This is a genomic window from Gracilibacillus orientalis (assembly GCF_900114645.1).
GTDB lineage: Bacteria > Bacillota > Bacilli > Bacillales > Amphibacillaceae > Gracilibacillus > Gracilibacillus orientalis.
Window position 1 is genome coordinate 74957 of record NZ_FOTR01000008.1, and the last position, 21571, is coordinate 96527.

Below are 21571 nucleotides of genomic sequence, written 5' to 3' on the forward strand. Positions count from 1 at the left end.
TGCTTCTTTTTCATTTTATTCAATTGATACCCAGGATTTGTTTTCTGATGATTTCTCTATTGCTTCTAGAATAATTTGGTTCTTGACTCCGTCGTCAAAGTTCGGTGCTGGTTGGTAATCCTCGGCAATACCTCGGAAAAATTCATCGATTAAATGAATAAACGTATGCTCATACCCGATAATATGACCCGGTGGCCAGTATGCCCCTGCATATGGGTGGACTGCCTCTGTGCAATTGATAAGCCTGAAACCTTGAGTTCCTTCTTCATCATCCGCAAAGTAGACTTCTAAATTGTTCATGTTTTCCATATCCCAACGGATGGAGCCTTTTTCGCCGTTAATTTCAAATTTATTTTTATTGCGGTTTCCTCCAGCAAAACGAGTTGCCTCAAACGTACCTAATGCACCATTTTCAAAACGGGCAATAAAGAGAGCAGCATCATCCACTGTTACTTCACCCATTTCATTCGCATCCCCTTTGGCATTCAAGCCGCCAGTCATTTCTCCAACCGGACGTTGTTTAATAAATGTTTCCATCGTGCCGGTTACTTCCGCAAATTCACCTATTAAAAAGCGAGCAAGATCAATGCTGTGAGCACCAATATCCCCTAAAGCACCAGAGCCGGATACTTCTTTTTTTAGTCGCCATACTAGCGGAAAATTTGGATCCATAATAAAATCTTGTAAATAATTGGCACGATAATGATAGACACGTCCAATTTTGTTATCTTCAATTAATTTTTTCGCATATTGAACAGCTGGTACAAAGCGATAATTATGGCAAATCATATGTTTCACGCCATTTTCTTCAACCGCCTGAAGCATTTCTTTTGCTTCCTCTACTGTTAATGCCAATGGTTTTTCTGTAATAATATGTTTTCCAGCTTTTGCTGCAGCAATCGCAATTTCGGCATGGGTATGGTTAGGAGTTACAATGTCGATTACATCTATATCGTCTCTTTCTATGACCTTTTTCCAATCCGTTTCATAGCTTTTCCAGCCCATTTTCTCTTGAGCTTCTTTTACCGCTTCTTCATTTCGACCGGCAATCACCGTTAATTCCGGTTTAAGTGGATTTTCAAAATAAAATGACAGGTCACGATAGGCATGGCTATGCGCTTTTCCCATAAATTGATAACCAATCATTCCAATTCTTACTTTTTGGTTTACGCCCACCACATTTCACCAACCTTTTCTTTTATTAAAGCATTTTTCAGTAGCGCAACTGCTTTCTGGAAACCTTCCTCTACAGACATTAAACTGTCTTCATGTTCAATACTTATTGCCCCTTGATAACCGATCAACTGCAGGGCACTGATGATTCTTTTCCATTCTTCTTCACCATGGCCATAGCCTACCGTACGGAAAATCCAAGATCGGTGTAACTCATCACTATATGGTTTCGTGTCCAAAACACCATTCGCTGCCGTATTTTGTGGATCAATCGCTGTATCTTTAGCATGGAAATGGAACATTGCATCATGCTCACCAAGCTCTTTTATGCTTACAACAGGATCCATTTGCTGCCAGTATAAATGACTAGGATCAAAATTGACACCGATATTTTTGCCACATGCTTCCCGTAATTTCAAAGCAGTTTCATTATTAAATACGACAAAGCCTGGATGTGGTTCGATTGCGATGCGGACATTATGTTCTGCAACAAAATCGTTTTGCTCTTTCCAGTATGGAATGACTTTTTCTTGCCATTGCCATTCTAAGACTTCTGGATGATCGTCCGGCCAGGCAGCAGTCACCCAAACTGGATTTCGGGAATACTCTGACTCTCCTGGACAACCGGAGAACGTAACAACTGTATCAACACCGATTTTTTCCGCTAATAACACTGTGTCTTCAAACTGCTTATGATGCTGATTAGAAATATTCTTATTTGGATGTAATGGATTTCCATGGCAGCTAAGCGCACTAATTTCGATGTTTCTTTCGGTAAAAGCTTGTTGAAAGGCCTGTAATTTGGCTTCATCCGCTAAAAGCTCCTCGGGGTTACAGTGCGTATTTCCCGGATAACCTCCTGCACCAATTTCGACAGTTTCTAACCCAGCATCCTTCACCTGATCAAGCGCTTCTTCTAATGACTTATCTCCAAATAAAACAGCAAATACACCTAACTTCATTCCATTCACCTCATTAAAATTATTTTTAAATCGGACAAAAGCTCTTTCTTACGCCATTCTAGTTCACAAAAATACTTTTATCGGGATTCGATCAGTTAAAAGACTCCAATTCTCACTTTACTTGTACGTCCTTCTCTTTTGGTTGAAAAAATGCTTCATCAATGCCTATTGGTAATGGTTCGGGCTGCTGGCAGCTGCTTGCTAACACATAATGTTTACTGTCTCGTGATGCTTCATGGACCCCGTGCATAATATCGAGTACATGGAAGGCCAGCTCTCCGTCTGTTCTTGCTACTCGTTTATTCTCAATAGCATCAATCATTTCAGCGAGGCCTAAGCCACGGCTATTGTCACTAAAACCATGTGTCAGAGGTATTTCCGACCATTCTTTGTGCTCTTTTCTCCTGACATAGACAGGGCCACCGAATGTATTCGGGTCTGGAACAGAAATAGTTCCCTCTGTTCCATAAATTTCGATTTTGGGTAATTGATGGTGCCATGTATCAAAGCTGGTAATAATAGAAGCAACTGCACCAGATTCAAAATCGAGTACACCGTTAATTTGCGTCGGAACTTCTACTTGAATTTTTTTACCGTAATTCGGTTCACTTGTGATCGTTCTCTCCTTATACGTCATTTGAGCTGACCCGGTAATGCGAGATACCGGTCCCATCAAATTAACAAGTGCCGTTAAATAGTATGGCCCCATATCAAACATTGGACCTCCACCTTCTTGATAATAAAAAGTAGCATCAGGATGCCAGCTTTCATGGCCCGGATTCATCATAAATGCCGTAGCGGAGACTGGTTTTCCAATCCAGCCGTCATCGATCAATTTACGTGAGGTTTGGATACCAGCACCTAAAAAAGTATCTGGTGCATTCCCAATATATAACCCTTTTTCTTTTGCTACTTCCAGCATCCGTTTGCCGTCTTCACGACTGACTGCTAATGGCTTTTCACCATAAACATGCTTGCCATTCTCTAAAGCATGAGTTGCGATTTCCGCATGAACAGCTGGAATCGTCAAATTAATTACTAGCTCGATTTCCGGGTCAGCTAACAACTCTTCTGTTGTGTATGCTTTAGGAACACTGAATTCCTGTGCACGCTCTTCTGCCCGTTCCCTAACGATATCTGCTACTGCTGCGATCTCATAATTGCCAAGCCGTGCTGCGTTTTGTAAATAAATACGACTGATATTGCCACAACCTATAATTCCAACTTTCACGTTAATTTCCCCCTTTATCGACTTGCCCAGGTCATTCCTTTTCTCATTAATTTCATCACTTGCGGTATCCGGACAATTTCTGCTACATGTCCTAAACCGCAATAATACACCTTTCCTTTTCCCCATTTTTTCGTCCAGACAACTGGCATATCCACTTCCCCATTTGTCTGATATGGTCCCTCTGCTACTGGAAAACGTGTTGTCACATGAACGTTTACAGCTGGATCAACATGCATATAATACTGTTCAGATGCTACCGTAAAATCCTCCATACCCTCTGTTAACGGGTGATCCGGATCTAAAATATGTACATTATAGGAAACACCATCATTACCTGGATGTGATACCCATTGGCCGCCGACCATAAATTGATAATCAACCTCCCAACGGAAAGAGTCCCCCATACCACCATGTAAACCAGCTAACCCAGTGCCTTGTGCCACTGCGTCTAATAGTGGCTGTAGCTGTTCTTTTTCAATCGTTCCTTGTGTCCAGTTTGGAATAATCAAATCATATTGTGTTAGATCATCTTCTTGTAATGTCGTTAACGTATCGGTTATTTTAACGTCGAATCCTTCTTCTCCAAGAATTTCTCCTAAAATGTCTGCTACTTCTTCTGGCTCATGTCCTTGCCAACCACCTTGAAAAATGAGTGCTTTCTTCACGACTATCCCTCCATTATTGATTGTTATCTATTATTTGATATTGAAAATAATCGAAATCAGCATATTTATGCTGACCGCTTAAATCCTGTGCTGCCATGCCAACGAAGGTTCCAGTAAATCGAATATATTCAGCGTCATCATCCGAAAGATGCCTTATATCTATGTGTTCGCCGATTGTCTGCCATTTCCCTTCTTCTATTGCGTAAAAAAATTGTAAAAGGTGACGATTAATCACAGCTTTTAAGTATATTTCAACATTTCCCGGTAATGCCACGTCTTGTTGCAGCAATTCATCATATTTACCGTATTTGGTTTCGATAATACCTAAACATCTACCATGTTCCTCGTGGTCAGTCACACGTAAATAGACATGATCATTAGTATCATAGAAAAGCATTAAGCCCGCCATTTGTTGAAAGTGCTCCGGATTGAAATCTATTTTTGTCTCGACTTCCACATCGAAATGTTCCAGTCTTCTCATCAACATACTTTGTCGATGGAACGAACTTATTGATTCTTCTCCGTATAAACGCAAATAACCAGGTCTATCATTTAAAGAAAACCAATCCCCATCGAAGGTTCGTCTGAGTGCATTCCAATATTTTAATAGATTCGTTTGATTAAAATCATCATAGTTTGGCAGTTTTTCAGGCTTAAATTCCGGTAGATCTGGGGCTTCAACTGTCATACTTGGACTTGGTCCATCTACTACTCTGATCCAATTATCCTCTGTCCAATAGCATTTCTGAATAGCCGTTTCTCTCCCCAAAATACATTTGTCATCGATAACAGGACGACCACACAAATGGGCGATATACCATTCACCGTTTTGCGTTTCTACCAAACAACCATGCCCCGCTTTTTGCAACTGATCTTCTTTCGATTGATCAGAAGTAAGAATCGGATTAGTAGGATCAACTTCATACGGACCATCAATCGATTTCGATCGTGCTACCGATGCTGCATGTGTATACCATGTCCCACCTTCAGCAGTTAATAAATAATAGTAGCCGTTTCGTTTATATAAATGTGGCGCCTCGGTTAATCCTAGTGCTGTTCCTTTAAAGATATTCTTTATTGGACCAACTAATTTTTGTTCAGCAGGCGAATATTCCTGTAAGGCAGTACCTGCGAAAGAATTGGTTCCTTTACGATGATCCCAAATCATATTGACGAGCCATTTCTTGCCATCCTCATCATGAAACAAGGAAGGATCAAAACCACTACTGTTGAGATAAACAGGCTCTGACCATGGACCGTCCACATTTTCAGCTGTCACTAAATAATTATGGGTATCTTTAAATGCACCCTGCCTACTTTTTACATCAGTATAGATCAGATAAAAAACACCATCAGAATAGGATAAGCATGGTGCCCAAACCCCTCCTGAATTAACATTACCTATCATATTTAATTGGGAAGATCTCGTTAACGGATAGCCTGTCAGCTCCCAATTCACAAGATCTTTAGAATGACAGATTTGTACACCGGGAAACCACTCAAATGTGGAAACCGCAATATAATAATCCTCTCCCACTCGTACAATTGACGGATCAGGATGATAGCCGGGTAATACCGGATTTGTTATCGTTTTCATTTTTCAACCTCCTTAACCTTTCACAGAACCTGCTGCAAGTCCTGTTACTATTTTCTCCTGTGCTATAAAGTATACCAATAAAAGGGGTAGACTTCCAAGTGTAAGGGCTGCCATAATCCCAGGAATATTAACCGAAAATTCACCATAAAATTCTCTCAAACCAATTGGGAGAGTTGCATTTTGACTAGAATTCGTTAATACTAATGCAAAAATAAATTCATTCCAAATATGAATAAAATTATATATAGCAACTGTGGCCACAGCTGGTGTCAGTAAAGGAAAAATGATGTTCCAAAACAATCTTAAATGACTACACCCATCTATTTTAGCTGATTCTTCCAATTCCTTTGGTATATCTCGCATAAACTGCGTGAATATGACAACAGATATCGGCAGTGCGAATGCGATATAAGGACCGATCAGACCAATTAGAGAATCATACAATCCCATTTTGTTTGTTAAGATAAAAATCGGAACAAGTGTCGTATGAATTGGTATCATCATCCCGACCATAAACAAGATAAAAATGGGCCTATTCAAACGGAATTTTAACCTTGCTAATGGATAACTAGCCATCGCAGAAATAATAATAACAATGACTACCGAGACAACCGCTACAATTAAACTGTTCACAAAATACCCAAAAAACTCAAGTTCTACTAAAAGCAAGTAGTTGTCCAACGAAAAACTTTCCGGAATAGACCACGGTGAGGTCATGAACTCCATTTGACCTTTAAATGATGTTAGAAGCATGATCACAAAAGGAAGACCCATAACAATCAAAATGATGATCGCTAATAGATATAACGGCATACTTTTTATCATTCTTATCATTATTCATTCCCCCTTCTTGATCTGTCACCTAATAAAATGAAGACCGTTACAATTAAAGCAATGATAAACATGGAGAAAGAAATACTGCTGCCATAGCCCATATTAAAATTCGTAAACGTTTGTTTATACATATAGGTAGCCATTAATTCAGTTGAGTTGTTTGGTCCACCGCCAGTCATGACATAAATTAGATCAAAGTATTTTAATGACCCAATTACAGATAAAATCGCGGAGGTAATAATAATAGGCATTAATAATGGTAATGTAATGCTTTTAAATCTTTGCCATCCGCTGGCTCCATCAATATCAGCCGCTTCATATAATTCTTCTGGTATACCAACAATGGTTGCTCTGAAAAGGATCATATAAAACGGTGCAAACTGCCAACAAACGGTTGCGATAACTGCCCAAATTGCCGTACTTTCTTTACCAATCCATGCAGTTTGCAAGGATTCTAAGCCAATTGCTCCCAATACAGCATTTAATAGACCGTAATTACCTTCATAAATGAAGATAAAGAGAATACCGATGGCTACTGTTGACATCAAGAACGGCATAAAATAAACGGATCTAAATAACCGCATCCCCTTAATTGGGCTGAAAAGTAATAACGCCATAATTAAACCAATTGGCAACTGAGTAAATAGTGATGCAATAACTAGCAGAAAGTTGTTTTGAATAGAAGTCCAAAACACACCATCCTGAAATAAACGGACATAATTTTCTAAACCTAAGAAAACCATATTAGCATCGATACCAGTCCAGTCAAACATACTGTAATAGAACGTCATAAAAATCGAATAAATGACATATACACCATAAATAATAAAAGCCGGTGCAATAAACCCAATGATTGCCCAGGTATCTTTATTTTTCTTCTTTTTACGAACACCACTACGAACTGTATCTAAACTTACTTCTTGTGACCTATTCATACCAATCACCACCTGGTTGATAATTAGAGAACTACATCAAACATCCTCCTTAATGTAGCTCTCAAAAGATTATTCTTCTATTACTTCTTGAGCTGATGCTTCTACTTCAGCCATCGCTTCTTCCGGGGTCGTCGACAATCCAAATAAAGCTTGGGTTGTATCTAAGTGTACCTGTGCTAATTCTGGCGGCAATGTTTGGTCATAGTAGGTTTGCATTGCTTCCGAGCTTTCTAATAATTCACTCATCTCTTGAATATAGGAATCCTCATATTCTACGCCATTCACAGCTGAGATAGAGCCAGCATTATTAGACATTTCCGTTGCAGTTTCCAGACTGGCTAGTTCATTCACTAACTCAGCGGCTATTTCCGGGTGTTCTGATTGCTGAGCAACAGAAAATACTGGAGATACACCACCAACTACATGGTTTTTCGCACCTTCTCCCCCCTCAACGGATGGGAATAAGAAGAAACCTAATTTTTCTTCAAACTCAGGCATCTCATCACGTACGTTGTTTACTAACCATCCACCCATTGTCATCATTGCAGCACTTTCTGTATAAAGCATTTGACGAGATTGACCAGTATCATAGTTCATCCCATTGACACCTTCAGGAAATGCACCCATGTCTACTAATTCCTGAATTTTACTGCCTGCTTCAACATAAGCTTCGTCATCAAACGTACGTCCTGAACGCTCAAATGCTTCATTAAATAACTCTGGCCCACCAATTCGCTCCGCTAAATACATTAAATAGAAAGAGCCTGTCCATTTTGTTTGGTTTGCCAGTGCAAATGGAGTTACATCGTTATCCGTCAATGTTTGGACAATATCTAATAAATCTTGATAGGTTTCCGGTTCTTCTAAGCCGTATTCTTCAAACATGTCTTTGTTATAGAAAACCGGTACTACGTCCATACTTACTGGCGCACCATAAATTTGGTCATCAAAAGTAGATACGGATAGTGCAGCTTCGTTGTAAATACTTGCATCAACAGAGTCAGTAATATCCACTACTTGATCAGAATCTACGAATTGCTTCAACCAACCGCCACCCCAAGAATGGAATATATCTGGCGGGTTACCTCCACCCATGGCAACACTTAATTGAGATTTATACGGATCATTTTCTTGTTGTGAAACTTCAACCGTTACATTTGGATTATTTTCTTCAAAGCGTTGCACTGCTGTTTCAATAGCTTCTTCAGACGGACCTGTTTCAATATGCCACAAGGTTAATGTAGCCTCTTCACTTTCCGCTTCCATTTCATTATCTTCACTACCTTCTTCCGTTTCTGTGGCTGTATCTTCTGTGGAATTATCAGGTGTATCCTCCGTATCAGCTGAATCAGATGGGCCACAAGCAGCGAAAATCAAAAGAATTGCTGCTAACATCATCCAAAGTAATTTTTTGTTGAACATAAATACAACTCCTTTTCAGGTTTTGTCAACGCTTACATTTAGCTATTGAAAATACTTCGTACTCCCTCCTTTAGATCCTGTTTTTTTATCATACTAAGTTTATTCATAGAATAAATTAGTTATCCGTTAAATATAATTATATAAAACAATGTTTATCATTATAAAACTATCAATAATTTATTGTTATTATATCTAGCGAATAATAGATTGTCAACAGTAAGATGTAAGCGTTTTATACTTAATTAGTTCTATAATATAAAACTTATTTTTATATTATTGACACTATTACTCATACCTTCTATACTTATACCATTAAGATGTAAACGTTTTTAAAGGAGAGGTGTTCTTTATGGTTAAAATGGATCATTTGATGCAACATCCCGAAGATATTTTTGATATTAAAACCGTTGCAAGGGGACCGATCGGCAAATTACCCTTAACTGACAATATGCTTAAAAAATCTCCAAGTGGAAATTTATTTGGACTGTCACAAAATGTCGGAATGGGTTGGAATCCAAATATGTTAGATGGAAAACAAGTATTATTGTTAAGTACGCAAGGTGGTTTAAAGGATGAGGATGGTAACCCGTTGGCATTAGGTTACCACACAGGGCATTGGGAAGTAGACATTTTGATGAAAGAAGCAGCTAATGAAGTCAGTCAACATGCAGGTATACCTTTTGCTGCATATGTCAGCGATCCTTGTGACGGAAGATCTCAAGGGACAACTGGAATGTTCGATTCCTTTCCCTTTCGCAACGATGCCGCTATGGTATATCGTCGCTTGATACGTTCATTACCAACTCGAGATGCTGTACTCGGTATAGGTACTTGTGATAAAGGATTACCAGCCATGACTATCGCCTTAGCATCAATGCATGATTTACCTACTGTTGTTATACCAGGAGGGGTAACATTACCACCGCTATACGGAGAAGATGCAGGGAAAGTACAAACTATCGGCGCAAGATATTCAAATGATGAATTATCATTAGAAGAAGCTGCAGAATTAGGATGTATGGCATGTGCCACTCCTGGTGGTGGATGTCAATTCCTCGGTACAGCAGCTACAGCACAAGTGGTTGCCGAAGCGTTAGGTATGACCGTGCCTCATGCTGCACTAGCTCCATCCGGACAAAAAGTATGGAAAGAAATGGCCCGACAATCCTCAAGAGCAATTATTGCGATGGAAGAAGAGGCACTTACCACAAAAGATATCGTGACAGATGATGCGATTCATAATGCAATGGTAGTACATGCTGCATTCGGTGGATCTACCAATCTATTATTACACATACCCGCTATTGCGCATGCAGCAAAATGCAAGATTCCTTCCATTGAAGATTGGCATAGAGTCAATAAAGAGACACCACGTCTTGTAAGTGTATTACCAAATGGGCCAATTCCACACCCAACCATCCGTGCCTTTCTGGCAGGTGGAGTTCCTGAAGTAATGTTACACCTTCGTGATTTAGGTTTATTACGAGAGCACGTAATGACCGTTACTGGTCACACGCTTAAAGAAAACTTGGATTGGTGGGCGCAATCAGAACGTCGTCAAAAAATGAAACAAAAATTAATAGAAGCTGATCAAATCGAGGCTGACGAAGTGATAATGTCAAAAGAAAAGGCGAAGGAACGTGGATTAACCTCTACCGTTACATTTCCTTCCGGTAATATTGCACCAGAAGGAGCAGTTATTAAATCTACATCTATTGATCCATCTAGATTAGACGAGAATCTAGTTTATTACCACAAAAGTGAGGCTAAAATTTTCACCAAAGAGGCAAGCGCCATTGAAGCAATCAAAACGAAGCAAATAAAAAAAGGTGATATTATGATTCTTACTGGCTGCGGACCTTTAGGTACAGGAATGGAAGAAACATACCAAGTTACCTCTGCCTTAAAGCACTTATCTTATGGTAAATATGTCACCTTAATTACCGACGCTCGTTTTTCAGGCGTATCTACAGGTGCATGTATTGGTCATGTCGGGCCAGAAGGTTTAGCGGACGGACCCATCGGTAAATTACAAGATGGAGATCTCATAGAAGTTAGAATCGATGCTAAACATCTAGAAGGTTCGATTAACTTTGTAGGTCAGCCCGAACAAGAGGTTTCTCCTGAAGAAGGTGCTCATGTTCTTGCATCAAGAGAAGTTAATACTGCTATTAAACCGTCTGAGCATTTACCTGATGATACACGTCTTTGGGCTGCTTTACAAAAGGTAAGTGGTGGTACTTGGAAAGGTAGTGTATATGATGTCGATCGGATTATTGAAGTGTTGGAAGCCGGGGAGAATGTGCTGAAGCAAAGTAAAGCGACTCATCCTATGTAATAGGACCAAACGCTCTTTTCATGTCACATATTCTGGTAGCGAATTGATATGACATAATAAACTAGTAGAAACCCGTTTCATTTATATAATGAACGGGTTTCTATCTTTTCTGGACGATTTAAAATGAACTCTTATTTGTTACCCTTTCAAAAAAACTGTCTTCATCGTAGTAAAAAATTCTTTCGCTGCCTGTCCCTGCTCTCTTGAATAGGAACTTGATGCTTTCATACCACCGAATGGTGCTTGCAATTCAACACCTGCTGTTTCTGAATTGATACGAACCAAGCCTGCTTCAATATCATCGATAAAGGAAAGGATATGATCAATATTTTTGGAGAAGATCGAAGCACTCAGTCCGAAATCAACATCATTTGCTAATTCGATCGCTTCTTCTACAGTATCTACCTTCATTAAAGCCAATACCGGTCCAAAAATTTCTTCCTGTGCAATGGTCATATCGGTTGTTACATCATCAAAAATTGTTGGTTCGATATAGTAACCATCTTTTAGTTTTCCATCAGTTAACTGATTACCACCTAATACCAACGTTGCCCCTTCTTCTTTCCCCTTGGCAATATAATGTTTGACTGTATTAAATTGTCCTTCACTTGCACAAGGCCCCATCCACGTGGAAGCATCCATACCATCGCCTACTGTAATTTCTTTGGCTTTTTCGATTAATCGTTCTTTGAATTGGTCATAGATGCTCGATTGTACAATGACACGACTGCTGCACGTACATTTTTGTCCGGTGGATTTCAAACCACCACTTAAGGTTGCATCAACTGCTGCTTCGATATCTGCATCTTCAGTTATGATGATCGGGTTCTTCCCACCCATTTCTAATTGATATTTACCGCCACGTGCTGCAACAATTTTTCCTATGTTTTTCCCTACATTGTTAGAACCGGTAAAAGTTACGGCACTGACATCGGTATGCTCAGCCAAGCCTTGGCCGATAACAGAACCGCTTCCTGATACAAAATTAACAACACCAGCTGGAAAACCTGCCTTTTCAAAGCATTCGATTACCTTTGCTGCGGTCACTACTCCTTCCGTTGCTGGCTTTAATACAACCGTATTACCGTAAATTAGAGCAGGTGCCATTTTCCAAATCGGAATCGCTACTGGAAAATTCCACGGTGTAATAACTCCGACAACTCCGATTGGTACTCGTTTGCTAAACATCAGTGCACTGGCATCTGTTGATGGTATCACATCACCATCAGATCGCATCCCTTCACCTGCATAATATTTAAGAATTTGAATACCACGAGTGGTTTCCCCTTTTGCTTCGGGCAGGGATTTCCCCATTTCCTTCGTCATTGTCTTTGCAATATCATCCAAGTTTTCTTCTAACATAGCTGCCGCTTGATACAGATAATTGCCTCTTTCTGCTCCAGCTAATTTTCGCCAGGCTTTTTGTGCATTCTTAGCATGTGCTACTGCCTCATCTAAATCCCCTCTTGCCGACTTTTGCACACTGCCTACTACTTCATTTTTCTTCGCTGGATTGTAGCTTTCCAATACTTCACCTGATGCAGATGCTTTCCATTCTCCGCCAATATAATTTAAAAATGCATTTTCACTCATTTACTACTCTCCTTTGTTAAAATATTGCTGGCTAATTTAACTGAGTTTCTTAATACGCCAATCGATTCAATTTCTATTTCGATAACATCTCCCTCCTGTAAAGTGAAGCTATCATCTGGAATGATACATGTTCCTGTAAGTAAGGTTGTTCCATCTAAAATATCATTATCTTTAATTAAATAGGAAACTAATTCGTTATAAGACCTTTTCAACATAGACGTATTCGCGCTTCCTTTTGACACTATTTCGCCATCACGCTGTATACGACATTCAATTTCTAGTTTATAAGGGTCATCGATTGTATCCGCTAACAAAATAGCTGGGCCAATTGAACAAGAATGCTTCCACATTTTTGCCTGTGGTAAATAAAGCGGATTTTCCCCCTCAATATCACGACTACTCATATCATTTCCTATTGTATAGCCTAAAATTTCACCATCTGCTTTCACAACTAATGCTAATTCTGGTTCAGGTATTTGCCAATTGGAATCTGTTCTAATTCCAACAGGCACATCAGGACCTATTAATCTTCTAGCAGTAGATTTCATGAAAATTTCAGGCCTCTCTGCATCGTACACTTTATCATAAAAAGAATTAGTTTGGACGTTAGCTTCTCTATTTCTTGCTTCTTTACTTTTTGAGTACGTTACTCCTGCTGCCCATACTTCATCTGACACAACAGGTACTAACAGCTCTAATTCTGATAATTCCTGTGGGATCGGTTGTTTATTCTTTATTTCCGCTTCGATTATTTGACTACAACTCTTGTTGTCTTTGTCCGCTTTACTTATTAAATCTTGAAAAGAATCTACAGTTAATTCAAAGATATTATCATCATTAGTAACTACAGCTAACTGTTCCACGTTCATTTTTTTCTTAAATCTAATTATCCTCATTTTTTCCTCCTCCTATCATGTAAATAAAAGGTACGCATCCTTCCCTCCTTTTGTTTTATATTATAAAACTTAGTTCTTTAATATAGTTAATAAAAAATTTATCTTTTTACAGATAAATTTTTTTATTACCTAATGCTTTAGAAATTTCTAAACAGGTTTGTTTCAGCGTACTTACAATTTCTTGTTCTAATTCTGATGTAACGGTTTGTTTTGTAGTAGAAATACTAATAGCCGCAACTACTTGATTTGTATGATCAAATATTGGCACCGCAATACAGTAAATACCAGGTTCATTTTCTTCATTATCAATAGAATAACCTTGCACTCTGACTTTCGCTAATTCATCTATATATACTTGTTTGTCTGTCATAGTGTTGGCCGTTTGTGTAAAAAACTCATAACCTTGTAACAGTTCTTCTATTTCTTCTCGTTGTCTAAATGCTATTAGTGACTTGCCAACAGCACTGCTATGAATAGGAACTCTTTTTCCTATTCGGGAATAAACGATAGCCGACGCGCCCTCGACTTTATCAATATAGACGCCATACAGACCTTCTAGTATAACTAAATGGGTGGTTTGCCCAGTTATGACAGAAAGATCAATCAAATATTTTCGGGCAATCTCTCTTATGTCCATACTATTTAGCAAATATTGGCCTCGTTCCAGCAGTTTTAAGCCTAAACTATATTTGCCACTGTCCGTATCCTGTTTAATATAATTGTGTTCTTTTAATGTTTTAAGCAATGAGTGAGTTGTACTTTTGTTTAAATCTAGTTTTCTGCTGATTTCCGTGATTTTCATTTCACTGTATTGTTCATTAAATAAATCAAGGATTTTTAATGCTCTATCGACTGACTGGATGATCGGCATAGTTATGTAACCTCTTTCATTCGTTTACTTTGCTAAGATTATATCATATTAGTTTTATATAATCAAAACTATTTTAAAATAGTTGAACTTATTAGGATCAAAGAGTAACAATCTTGTGCTAAATTTAAGCTTATACTAGTTTCTAACCTTTTCCCCGTTTGGGTGAACATGCCCCTAAAACCCACACTTATAAGAAGCAAAGAGGCATATAGATTGAGATGAGGAAAAATCCCACGGAAGCCGCGCTTCATTATTACAAAACTATTTTGCCTAAATTGAAGCTTATCTACTATATATGTCCATATCATTTCTAACCATACGCATACAATACTAAGACTACAGGAATGAGGAAGAAAAAGTTTATATCCCGTTCATTTCTAAAGACAGTCTATTTTAAGATCTTCTTTATTATATAGAGAGGTAGGTTATATATACAAATACAACTACGAAAAACATTCCTGTAACGTAGTAAAATGTGAGGAAAATTTTCGATTATTTTCATTTTTAATAACAGCTATTGCCACAGTCTTTTTCTTCCTTCAAATTCAAGCGAGAGGGTGAGTAATGCTCATTTGGAAAGTACTCACTCATTCTGCCTGTATTGTTTCCTACCTCTATACAAGTTAAAGCTTACTCATCACTTGAATCAATTGGATTTCCATGTTTGTCCGATAAAAAGCATGTAACATTTTTTGGTTTTTTTCTGATTTAATTTCTGCACAAATCAGATAATGAACAACTATATTTAGTGTTCCTTCACAAATAATTCCATCTAAACAATCATTAACGCATAAAACAGAAAGTCTCTCCAAGTCTCCGACTGTTCCACTAAAGGTATTACCTTGTGATAACCGCGATATTTCTTCATCATTGGCTAATATAACCCAATCACAAGAACATGTCCCTTCGTGTTCAATAGAAAATGTGGCTGCACTTATTTTATCTCCAACTGCTTGCCAAATAGTAGTTGGGGTATCACTCTGACAATTGACATTAAAGTTAATACAGATACAGTCCTCCAATTGCTTGACATTACTTCCTAATGGAATTAATTTGCATTTCCTTATCTCTTCATCTATAGTAATCCAATCATAAACAATTGGTACTTTCATACAATGTTCGGACATTTGGATACGCTCCCTATCAACTAAGTTTATTAATAGTATATGAATGTCTATCATAGCCTGTGTAGGGAGTCTATCATGGCTTGCGTTAAAATAGATAACTATCATAAGGTATGGCGAGGCGAAATGAAGGAAATATCAAGGTGCTAGCTTATTATTATTCGACTAGCATACACTTATCATGATGATAATAGCGGAAAAATGGTAGGAATACTAGGTTTCGTGTCAATTACCCTTGTTCACCTGACTCATTTCAGCATTTTAAAAAGGCTTTGGCGTATAACCAAAGCCTTTCGATATTTTAGTTTAAGAATGCTAGGTACAGGATGAAGATGACAAATAGGAACCACATGACTGGGTTAATTTCTTTTGCTTTACCTTTAGCAACCATTGTAATTGGGTAGAAGATAAAGCCTACTGCGATACCTGTTGCAATACTATATGTCATTGGCATGGTAACAACAGTTAAGAATGCTGGTACTGCGATATCGAATTCATCCCATGGAATGTCTTTCAGGGATGATGCCATTAAAACACCCACGATAATTAAAGCTGGTGCCGTCACCGATGAAGTAACTACTCCTAATAATGGTGAAAAGAATAATGCTAAGATAAACAATATAGCAGTTACTACTGATGCGAAACCAGAACGTCCACCCGCACCAACACCTGTTGCTGATTCTACATAAGAAGTTGTTGTTGATGTACCTAGTGTAGCACCTACTACAGTAGCAGCCGAATCTGACATTAAAGCTTTGCCTGCTCTTGGCAATTTATTATCCTTTAATATACCAGCTTTTGAAGCAACTGCAACTAATGTACCTGCCGTATCAAAAAAGTCTACGAATAAGAATGTTAAAATTACCACTAACATTTCTAAGGTAAATACTTCACCTAAGTGAGCAAATGCTGCACCAAATGTCGGAGCCATACTTGGAACTGGCGCAACAATTCCATCAGGAGTTGGCACTTGGCTAAAGATCATCCCTACAATTGCCGTAATAATCATTCCATAAAACACGCCACCTTTTAATCCTATGGTAAGTAAAATTACTGTCACGATAATACCAAAAACAGCTAATAATGTCGGACCTGCTGTAAGGTCACCTAATGCAACGATTGTTGATGGATCAGCAACAATAATATTTGATTTCTGAAAGCCAATAAATGCAATAAACAAACCAATACCGGCTCCTACAGCCATTTTTAAAACAGGAGGAATGGCATTAATTACTTTCTCCCGAAGGCCTGTTAGCGTCAAAATAATAAAGATAATACCTGATACAAAGACACCGGCTAATGCTGTTTCCCACGGGATTCCATGATCTAAAACAACTGTATAGGTAAAAAATGCGTTTAACCCCATTCCTGGAGCAAGTGCAATGGGATATTTTGCAAAGATCCCCATAACCAACGTACCAACCGCTGCTGCTAGAGCTGTGGCAACAAATACAGCATCTTTATCCATACCTGTTCCTTCAGTAGCTAACATGTCAGGATTAACAAATAAAATATAGGCCATAGCTAAGAAGGTTGTAAAACCTGCTACTGTTTCTGTTCGATAATTTGTTCCCAATTGATCAAATTCAAAATACTTTCTCACTTTACCTTTCCCCCTTTTTTATTCATCGACCGAAACAAAAGAAAGAACACTCTTAACAATTCAAGAGTGTTCTTTACAATTCGGTGTAGTCTTAATGAGAAATAAATCTTATATCCTACATCCTCCTCGTAGTCAGAGCGATTTACGGTGCTCTGGTAGAAACTCTTGGGCCTTATTCCCAATATTATACGACGAATGATTATGATTTTATTAAGTTCCATTCATACCTTACTATATTACTAGGCTACTTTCATTTAGTCAAGACTAAATCCGAATGTTCGCATAACTTTATATAGTATTGTTCGCTTTTAATCCCTCATAAAGTAAGACTTCCAACAGTTGGGGTTTTAAGGACAATTAGCACCATGATAAAGAGTTAACGCTTGTGAAGTAAGTACAATTTTGGAGTACAGATATTTTATAAAACATTATTTAACAACAGAACGAGTATCAAACATCCGATCAATTAGTTCAAGCAATTGTGGAATATATCCATTTCTATAATTTTGAGCGATACAAACAAAGATTAAACGACCTCAGTCCTGTGGAATACAGAACTAAGGCCGCATAAATCCTTGTATCTTTAGTCTTTAAAGTTCTACTACTTCTACCAACATCAAACAGTATAGTCCTCTACAATAGGCAACAACATCACCATTTCATCTGCTAATTCGTAAATAGATAGTTTTCTTCTCAATCTTGAATTAGAAAAAAGTATGTTGTTGCTTTGATCATTCAACTACGTGCTCTTTTTAAATTAATGCTCCATCATCTCATGGGCAATATCATGGCCGCTCATTTCTGATGGGTAGTAGGTTGGCCAGTTAGTGACTTCATCCAGTAAAGTCTCCCGATCATCTCCCCAATACAAGTGATAATGACCGGCTTCAGTCGGATAGATACTATGATCACTAAATTGTATATACTGAGGAAGCCATTCAGCTTCTTCTGCTAGCTGAAATATGTATCTAACTCCTCTATTTCCCGCATCATACGTTAAAATTTCATAACCATCATAGGTATACTCTCCAGACTTTTCTTCACCATTCTTAAAGAAAGTTACTGTATTTCCTTCGATCAAGATACGGTCAACTTCTGTTTTATACCCCACCTCATAATATTCCTTATATTCTTCTGCTGTTTTATCTCCATTATGTTCTGCTTTATGGGCAAAAACCTCATCAAGCGTACCATCTTGAAGCAGTGGGTAAACAGATTGCCAGTCCCCTTCCCAATCAGAAAGTGAGCGATCCTTCACTTCGTTATCTTCGAAATATCCTTCATAAATTTTCACTGTTTTTTCGTCATGAGCATGGCTATGATCATGATTGTGTTCGTGTTCACTCTCTGACGTCTCAGTGGAGTCATCTGAAACTGCTGGAGGTTCAGATAAAGCTTTTGTTAAAACCTCTAAATTGGACTGCATGAGTGTTAAATAATCCTCATCGTTCTCTATATCTTCTTCCGTTAAAACAGATAAATTGTGAATGCGCAAAGTCTCCGCATCAATTTCTTTCCTAACAACATCTGCCACTTTAGGGGTTACATTCTGCTCAAAAAACACATATTTTAACCCATGTTTTTCTGCAATTTCTATGATATTTTGTAACTCTTTTTGTGAAGGTTCATTTGTTGGGCTTAAACCAGAAATAGGAATTTGCTCAATGCCATAGGACTGCTCCCAATACCCGTAAGCAGCATGAGATACAATAATCTCATTTCCTGGTAAACTCTCAAGTTGCTCATGAAACTCTTTGTCTAAATTTTCAAGGTTTCCTTTAAGCTCTTCAAAGTTCTTATTAAATGCCTCTTCTGAATCAGGCTGAAGTACTACAAGGGTATCCTTAATATTCTCAGCTAACCGAATAGAGCGAATTGGATCCAACCAAACGTGTGGATCTTTGTCTCCGTGATGATGTCCAGCATGCTCGTCTTCTTGATTGTCTTCTTCTCCCTCATGATCATGCTTGTGAATGTCCTCTTCTCCTTCGTGATCATGATCGTGACTTTCCTCTTCTCCATGGCTATGGTCGTGAACGTGCTCTATAAAATCAATTCCTGTTGAAGCTTCTACTATTTTCACATCTTCGGATTGGATAGAATCTGAGATTTGTTTAGCATAAGGTTCTAAACCTGCTCCGTTATAAACGAAAGCGTCCGCTTCAGCAATTTTCACTATTTCTTCTGATGTTGGTTCATAGTTATGAGGATTTGAACCAGGTGGTAAGATTGACTCAACGGAAGCTTTATCTCCAGCAATCTGTTCAGCAAAATACTTAAGAGGATAAACAGTAGTATATAATGTCAGATCTTCATTTGATTTCTGGAGATTGTCACTTGCTTCACCGCTTTTTCTACCTCCATCCTCATTACACGCAGCAATTACAAAAATTAGTGTGAACAAAATTAAAATTCCTATTATTTTTTTAAACATCTTTTCTCCTCCTTTAATTCAACAAAAGATCATATCGTAATGATTACGATTTATACTTTAAAGATAGATAACCGTTATCTAAAAAAGAACTTGTCTCCAGACGGTATGGCCCTAATATTTGAATTATAGGACACGCCATTTGAAGTTTCTAATTTACATCCGTTTACAAGGGTGTTTTTAATTTGCGAGATGATACCCTTTTGTTTTGCATTTGATTTGTTTGTTCGAAATCATCATGCTCTTCTCTTTGTCCAAAAAAATTGTATACTTACCTTTTTAAGTGCTGTAGTCAAAATAAGAATAAGAATTGCTATCATCACAATGGTTCCACCAGGGGGGACACCTAGGTGATAAGCCGAAACTAAACCGACAATAACAGAAATTTCACCAAATAATACCGACAAAACAATGGTTTGCTTAAAACTCTTAGTTATCCTTAATGCTGAAGCTACGGGTAATGTCATTAAGGCTGAAACAAGTAGAATTCCCACTACTTGCATAGAGGAAGCTATAACTAATGCTACCATTAAAATAAATAGAAGATGAATCCATTTTCCTTTAACACCTGAAACTGTGGCATGTTCTTCATCAAACGACAAAACAAATAATTCTTTGTAAAATAAGAATACGATGATGATTACAATACAAGTGATAAATAGTACTGTCCACATGTTTGAACGACTCACTGCTGCTACACTTCCAAACAGATAGCTAAATAGATCTGTGTTGAAGCCATCTGCTAGAGAAATTAAAAGCACTCCTAATCCTATACCTCCAGACAAGATAATAGGAATAGCTAACTCTTCATAATTTTTATACAATTTTCGTATCCATTCAATTAAAACTGCCCCTAAAACTGAAAATGCCATCCCCAAGAATACAGGATTCAAATCGTTTATTCCGGATACTTTCTTTTCTAGTAATAGACTGGCTGCAATTCCCGTTAATGTAATATGAGAAAGGGCATCAGCAATTAAGGAGAGTCTACGAACAACAATAAAAACACCCAGTAACGGTGCAACCAAACCAATTAATATTCCTGTCATTGCTGCATTTTGCAAGAAATCATATCTAAAAAAGGCTTCGAACATCAGGATGTCACCTCCACATAGTTATTACGGATTAATTGCTGATCCATGTGTTCATACGATGGCTTCAAATCCTGTTCATTGTATTGATTGTATTCATCGGAAGTTCCATGAAAACTTATAGTCTTATTCATGCAAGCTATGTGAGTCGCATGCTTCGTAATAGTATCTATATCGTGTGTGATCATAAGAAGAGTGATGCCAGTTTTTTTATTCAATCTGCCCAGTAAATCGTAAAAATCAGTGACATGCTTCGCGTCAATTCCCACTGTAGGCTCATCAAGAATTAATAGTGATGGGGCACTAATCAGAGCTCGGGCAATAAATACTCTTTGCAATTGGCCACCTGACAGTTCTCCTATACTAGATCTCGCAAATTCCTCCATTTCTACGACCTTTAACGCCTCCAAAGCTTTTTGCGTATGCTCACGTTTTAGAAAACGAAACATACCTAACCTAGAAACAAGCCCAGATTTCACTACTTCCAAAACACTCGCTGGAAAGCCCGCGTTGAAACTGTTGGATTTTTGTGAAATATATCCAATTTCCTGCCAATTATTGAATCGTTTAATTAATTCATTAAATACTTGAATACTTCCAACGGTAGGCTTAATGAGTCCAAGGATCAATTTAACCAAAGTAGATTTTCCAGAACCATTAGGTCCAATCAATGCAACGAATTGTCCCTTGTCTAATGAAAAATTCACATGCTCAACTGCCCACTCTTTTTCATACTTAAAAGAAACGTTTTTTACTTCTACAATTTTGCAATCACTCATTCTATCTCCTCCCCAGTAGTAATGAT

Annotated in this window: 17 protein-coding genes, 1 pseudogene and 1 riboswitch; of the genes and pseudogenes, 2 read left to right on the forward strand and 16 right to left on the reverse strand. The window is 38.0% G+C overall.

Annotated elements, in window-relative coordinates; translation table 11 throughout:
- Positions 1 to 15: 15 nt before the first annotated feature.
- From BM121_RS14670 to BM121_RS14705, 8 genes are all read right to left on the reverse strand, one after another.
- A complete protein-coding gene (locus BM121_RS14670) occupies positions 16 to 1176 on the reverse strand; it encodes a Gfo/Idh/MocA family protein (RefSeq protein ID WP_245780814.1) in 1161 nt (386 codons plus the stop codon).
- Entirely contained in the window at positions 1167 to 2135 is a 969-nt protein-coding gene (locus BM121_RS14675; RefSeq protein WP_091484407.1) for a sugar phosphate isomerase/epimerase family protein, read from the reverse strand. The genes BM121_RS14670 and BM121_RS14675 overlap by 10 nt, the downstream gene beginning before the upstream one ends.
- Positions 2136 to 2247: 112 nt before the next feature.
- Entirely contained in the window at positions 2248 to 3366 is a 1119-nt protein-coding gene (locus BM121_RS14680; RefSeq protein ID WP_091484408.1) for a Gfo/Idh/MocA family protein, read from the reverse strand.
- A 14-nt stretch (positions 3367 to 3380) separates the two neighbouring features.
- Positions 3381 to 4031, reverse strand: coding sequence for a ThuA domain-containing protein (locus BM121_RS14685; protein ID WP_091484409.1), 651 nt, complete (start codon positions 4029 to 4031; stop codon positions 3381 to 3383).
- Positions 4032 to 4044: 13 nt separating this feature from the next.
- Entirely contained in the window at positions 4045 to 5628 is a 1584-nt protein-coding gene (locus BM121_RS14690) for a glycoside hydrolase family 43 protein (RefSeq protein WP_091484410.1), read from the reverse strand.
- 12 nt (positions 5629 to 5640) lie between these two features.
- Complete coding sequence (locus tag BM121_RS14695; RefSeq protein WP_091484411.1) at positions 5641 to 6462, reverse strand: carbohydrate ABC transporter permease; 822 nt, start codon at positions 6460 to 6462, stop codon at positions 5641 to 5643.
- The gene (locus BM121_RS14700; protein ID WP_091484412.1) at positions 6462 to 7397 is read right to left on the reverse strand and encodes a carbohydrate ABC transporter permease; all 936 of its coding nucleotides are present in this window, start codon (positions 7395 to 7397) and stop codon (positions 6462 to 6464) included. The genes BM121_RS14695 and BM121_RS14700 overlap by 1 nt, the downstream gene beginning before the upstream one ends.
- Before the next feature lie 69 nt (positions 7398 to 7466).
- The gene (locus tag BM121_RS14705; RefSeq protein WP_091484413.1) at positions 7467 to 8819 is read right to left on the reverse strand and encodes an ABC transporter substrate-binding protein; all 1353 of its coding nucleotides are present in this window, start codon (positions 8817 to 8819) and stop codon (positions 7467 to 7469) included.
- 349 nt (positions 8820 to 9168) lie between these two features.
- On the opposite strand from BM121_RS14705, the gene BM121_RS14710 reads away from it, so the two are divergent.
- Positions 9169 to 11157: a YjhG/YagF family D-xylonate dehydratase gene (locus BM121_RS14710; RefSeq protein ID WP_091484414.1), complete on the forward strand. Its 1989-nt coding sequence runs from the start codon at positions 9169 to 9171 to the stop codon at positions 11155 to 11157.
- Positions 11158 to 11295: 138 nt separating this feature from the next.
- Here the strand turns inward: BM121_RS14710 and gucD are convergent, their stop codons facing one another.
- The 5 genes from gucD to BM121_RS14735 all read right to left on the reverse strand — a co-directional run bounded on the left by gucD (position 11296) and on the right by BM121_RS14735 (position 17244).
- Positions 11296 to 12750, reverse strand: a complete 1455-nt coding sequence (gucD, locus tag BM121_RS14715) for an alpha-ketoglutaric semialdehyde dehydrogenase GucD (RefSeq protein WP_091484415.1) — start codon at positions 12748 to 12750, stop codon at positions 11296 to 11298.
- Positions 12747 to 13646 (reverse strand): fumarylacetoacetate hydrolase family protein, encoded by a 900-nt coding sequence (locus BM121_RS14720; RefSeq protein ID WP_091484416.1) that lies wholly within the window; start codon positions 13644 to 13646, stop codon positions 12747 to 12749. Before BM121_RS14720 ends, gucD begins: the two co-directional genes overlap by 4 nt.
- Before the next feature lie 106 nt (positions 13647 to 13752).
- The gene (locus BM121_RS14725) at positions 13753 to 14517 is read right to left on the reverse strand and encodes an IclR family transcriptional regulator (protein ID WP_091484417.1); all 765 of its coding nucleotides are present in this window, start codon (positions 14515 to 14517) and stop codon (positions 13753 to 13755) included.
- 623 nt (positions 14518 to 15140) lie between these two features.
- The gene (locus BM121_RS14730) at positions 15141 to 15644 is read right to left on the reverse strand and encodes an S-Ena type endospore appendage (RefSeq protein ID WP_091484418.1); all 504 of its coding nucleotides are present in this window, start codon (positions 15642 to 15644) and stop codon (positions 15141 to 15143) included.
- A 298-nt stretch (positions 15645 to 15942) separates the two neighbouring features.
- Entirely contained in the window at positions 15943 to 17244 is a 1302-nt protein-coding gene (locus BM121_RS14735; protein ID WP_091484419.1) for an NCS2 family permease, read from the reverse strand.
- A 109-nt stretch (positions 17245 to 17353) separates the two neighbouring features.
- Positions 17354 to 17456: riboswitch (purine riboswitch) on the reverse strand.
- Positions 17457 to 17695: 239 nt separating this feature from the next.
- Here BM121_RS14735 and BM121_RS14740 point away from each other — a divergent pair.
- Positions 17696 to 17815 (forward strand): annotated as a pseudogene (locus BM121_RS14740) (IS3 family transposase); the annotation flags it as partial.
- A 186-nt stretch (positions 17816 to 18001) separates the two neighbouring features.
- On the opposite strand, the gene BM121_RS14745 reads toward BM121_RS14740, so the two are convergent.
- The 3 genes from BM121_RS14745 to BM121_RS14755 all read right to left on the reverse strand — a co-directional run bounded on the left by BM121_RS14745 (position 18002) and on the right by BM121_RS14755 (position 21545).
- Entirely contained in the window at positions 18002 to 19678 is a 1677-nt protein-coding gene (locus BM121_RS14745; RefSeq protein WP_091484421.1) for a metal ABC transporter solute-binding protein, Zn/Mn family, read from the reverse strand.
- A gap of 233 nt (positions 19679 to 19911) precedes the next feature.
- Positions 19912 to 20769 carry a metal ABC transporter permease gene (locus BM121_RS14750; protein ID WP_091484422.1) on the reverse strand — a complete coding sequence of 286 codons (858 nt, stop codon included), beginning with the start codon at positions 20767 to 20769 and terminating at the stop codon, positions 19912 to 19914.
- On the reverse strand, positions 20769 to 21545 hold the full coding sequence (locus tag BM121_RS14755) for a metal ABC transporter ATP-binding protein (protein ID WP_091484423.1): 777 nt from the start codon (positions 21543 to 21545) through the stop codon (positions 20769 to 20771). Before BM121_RS14755 ends, BM121_RS14750 begins: the two co-directional genes overlap by 1 nt.
- Positions 21546 to 21571 lie beyond the last annotated feature (26 nt).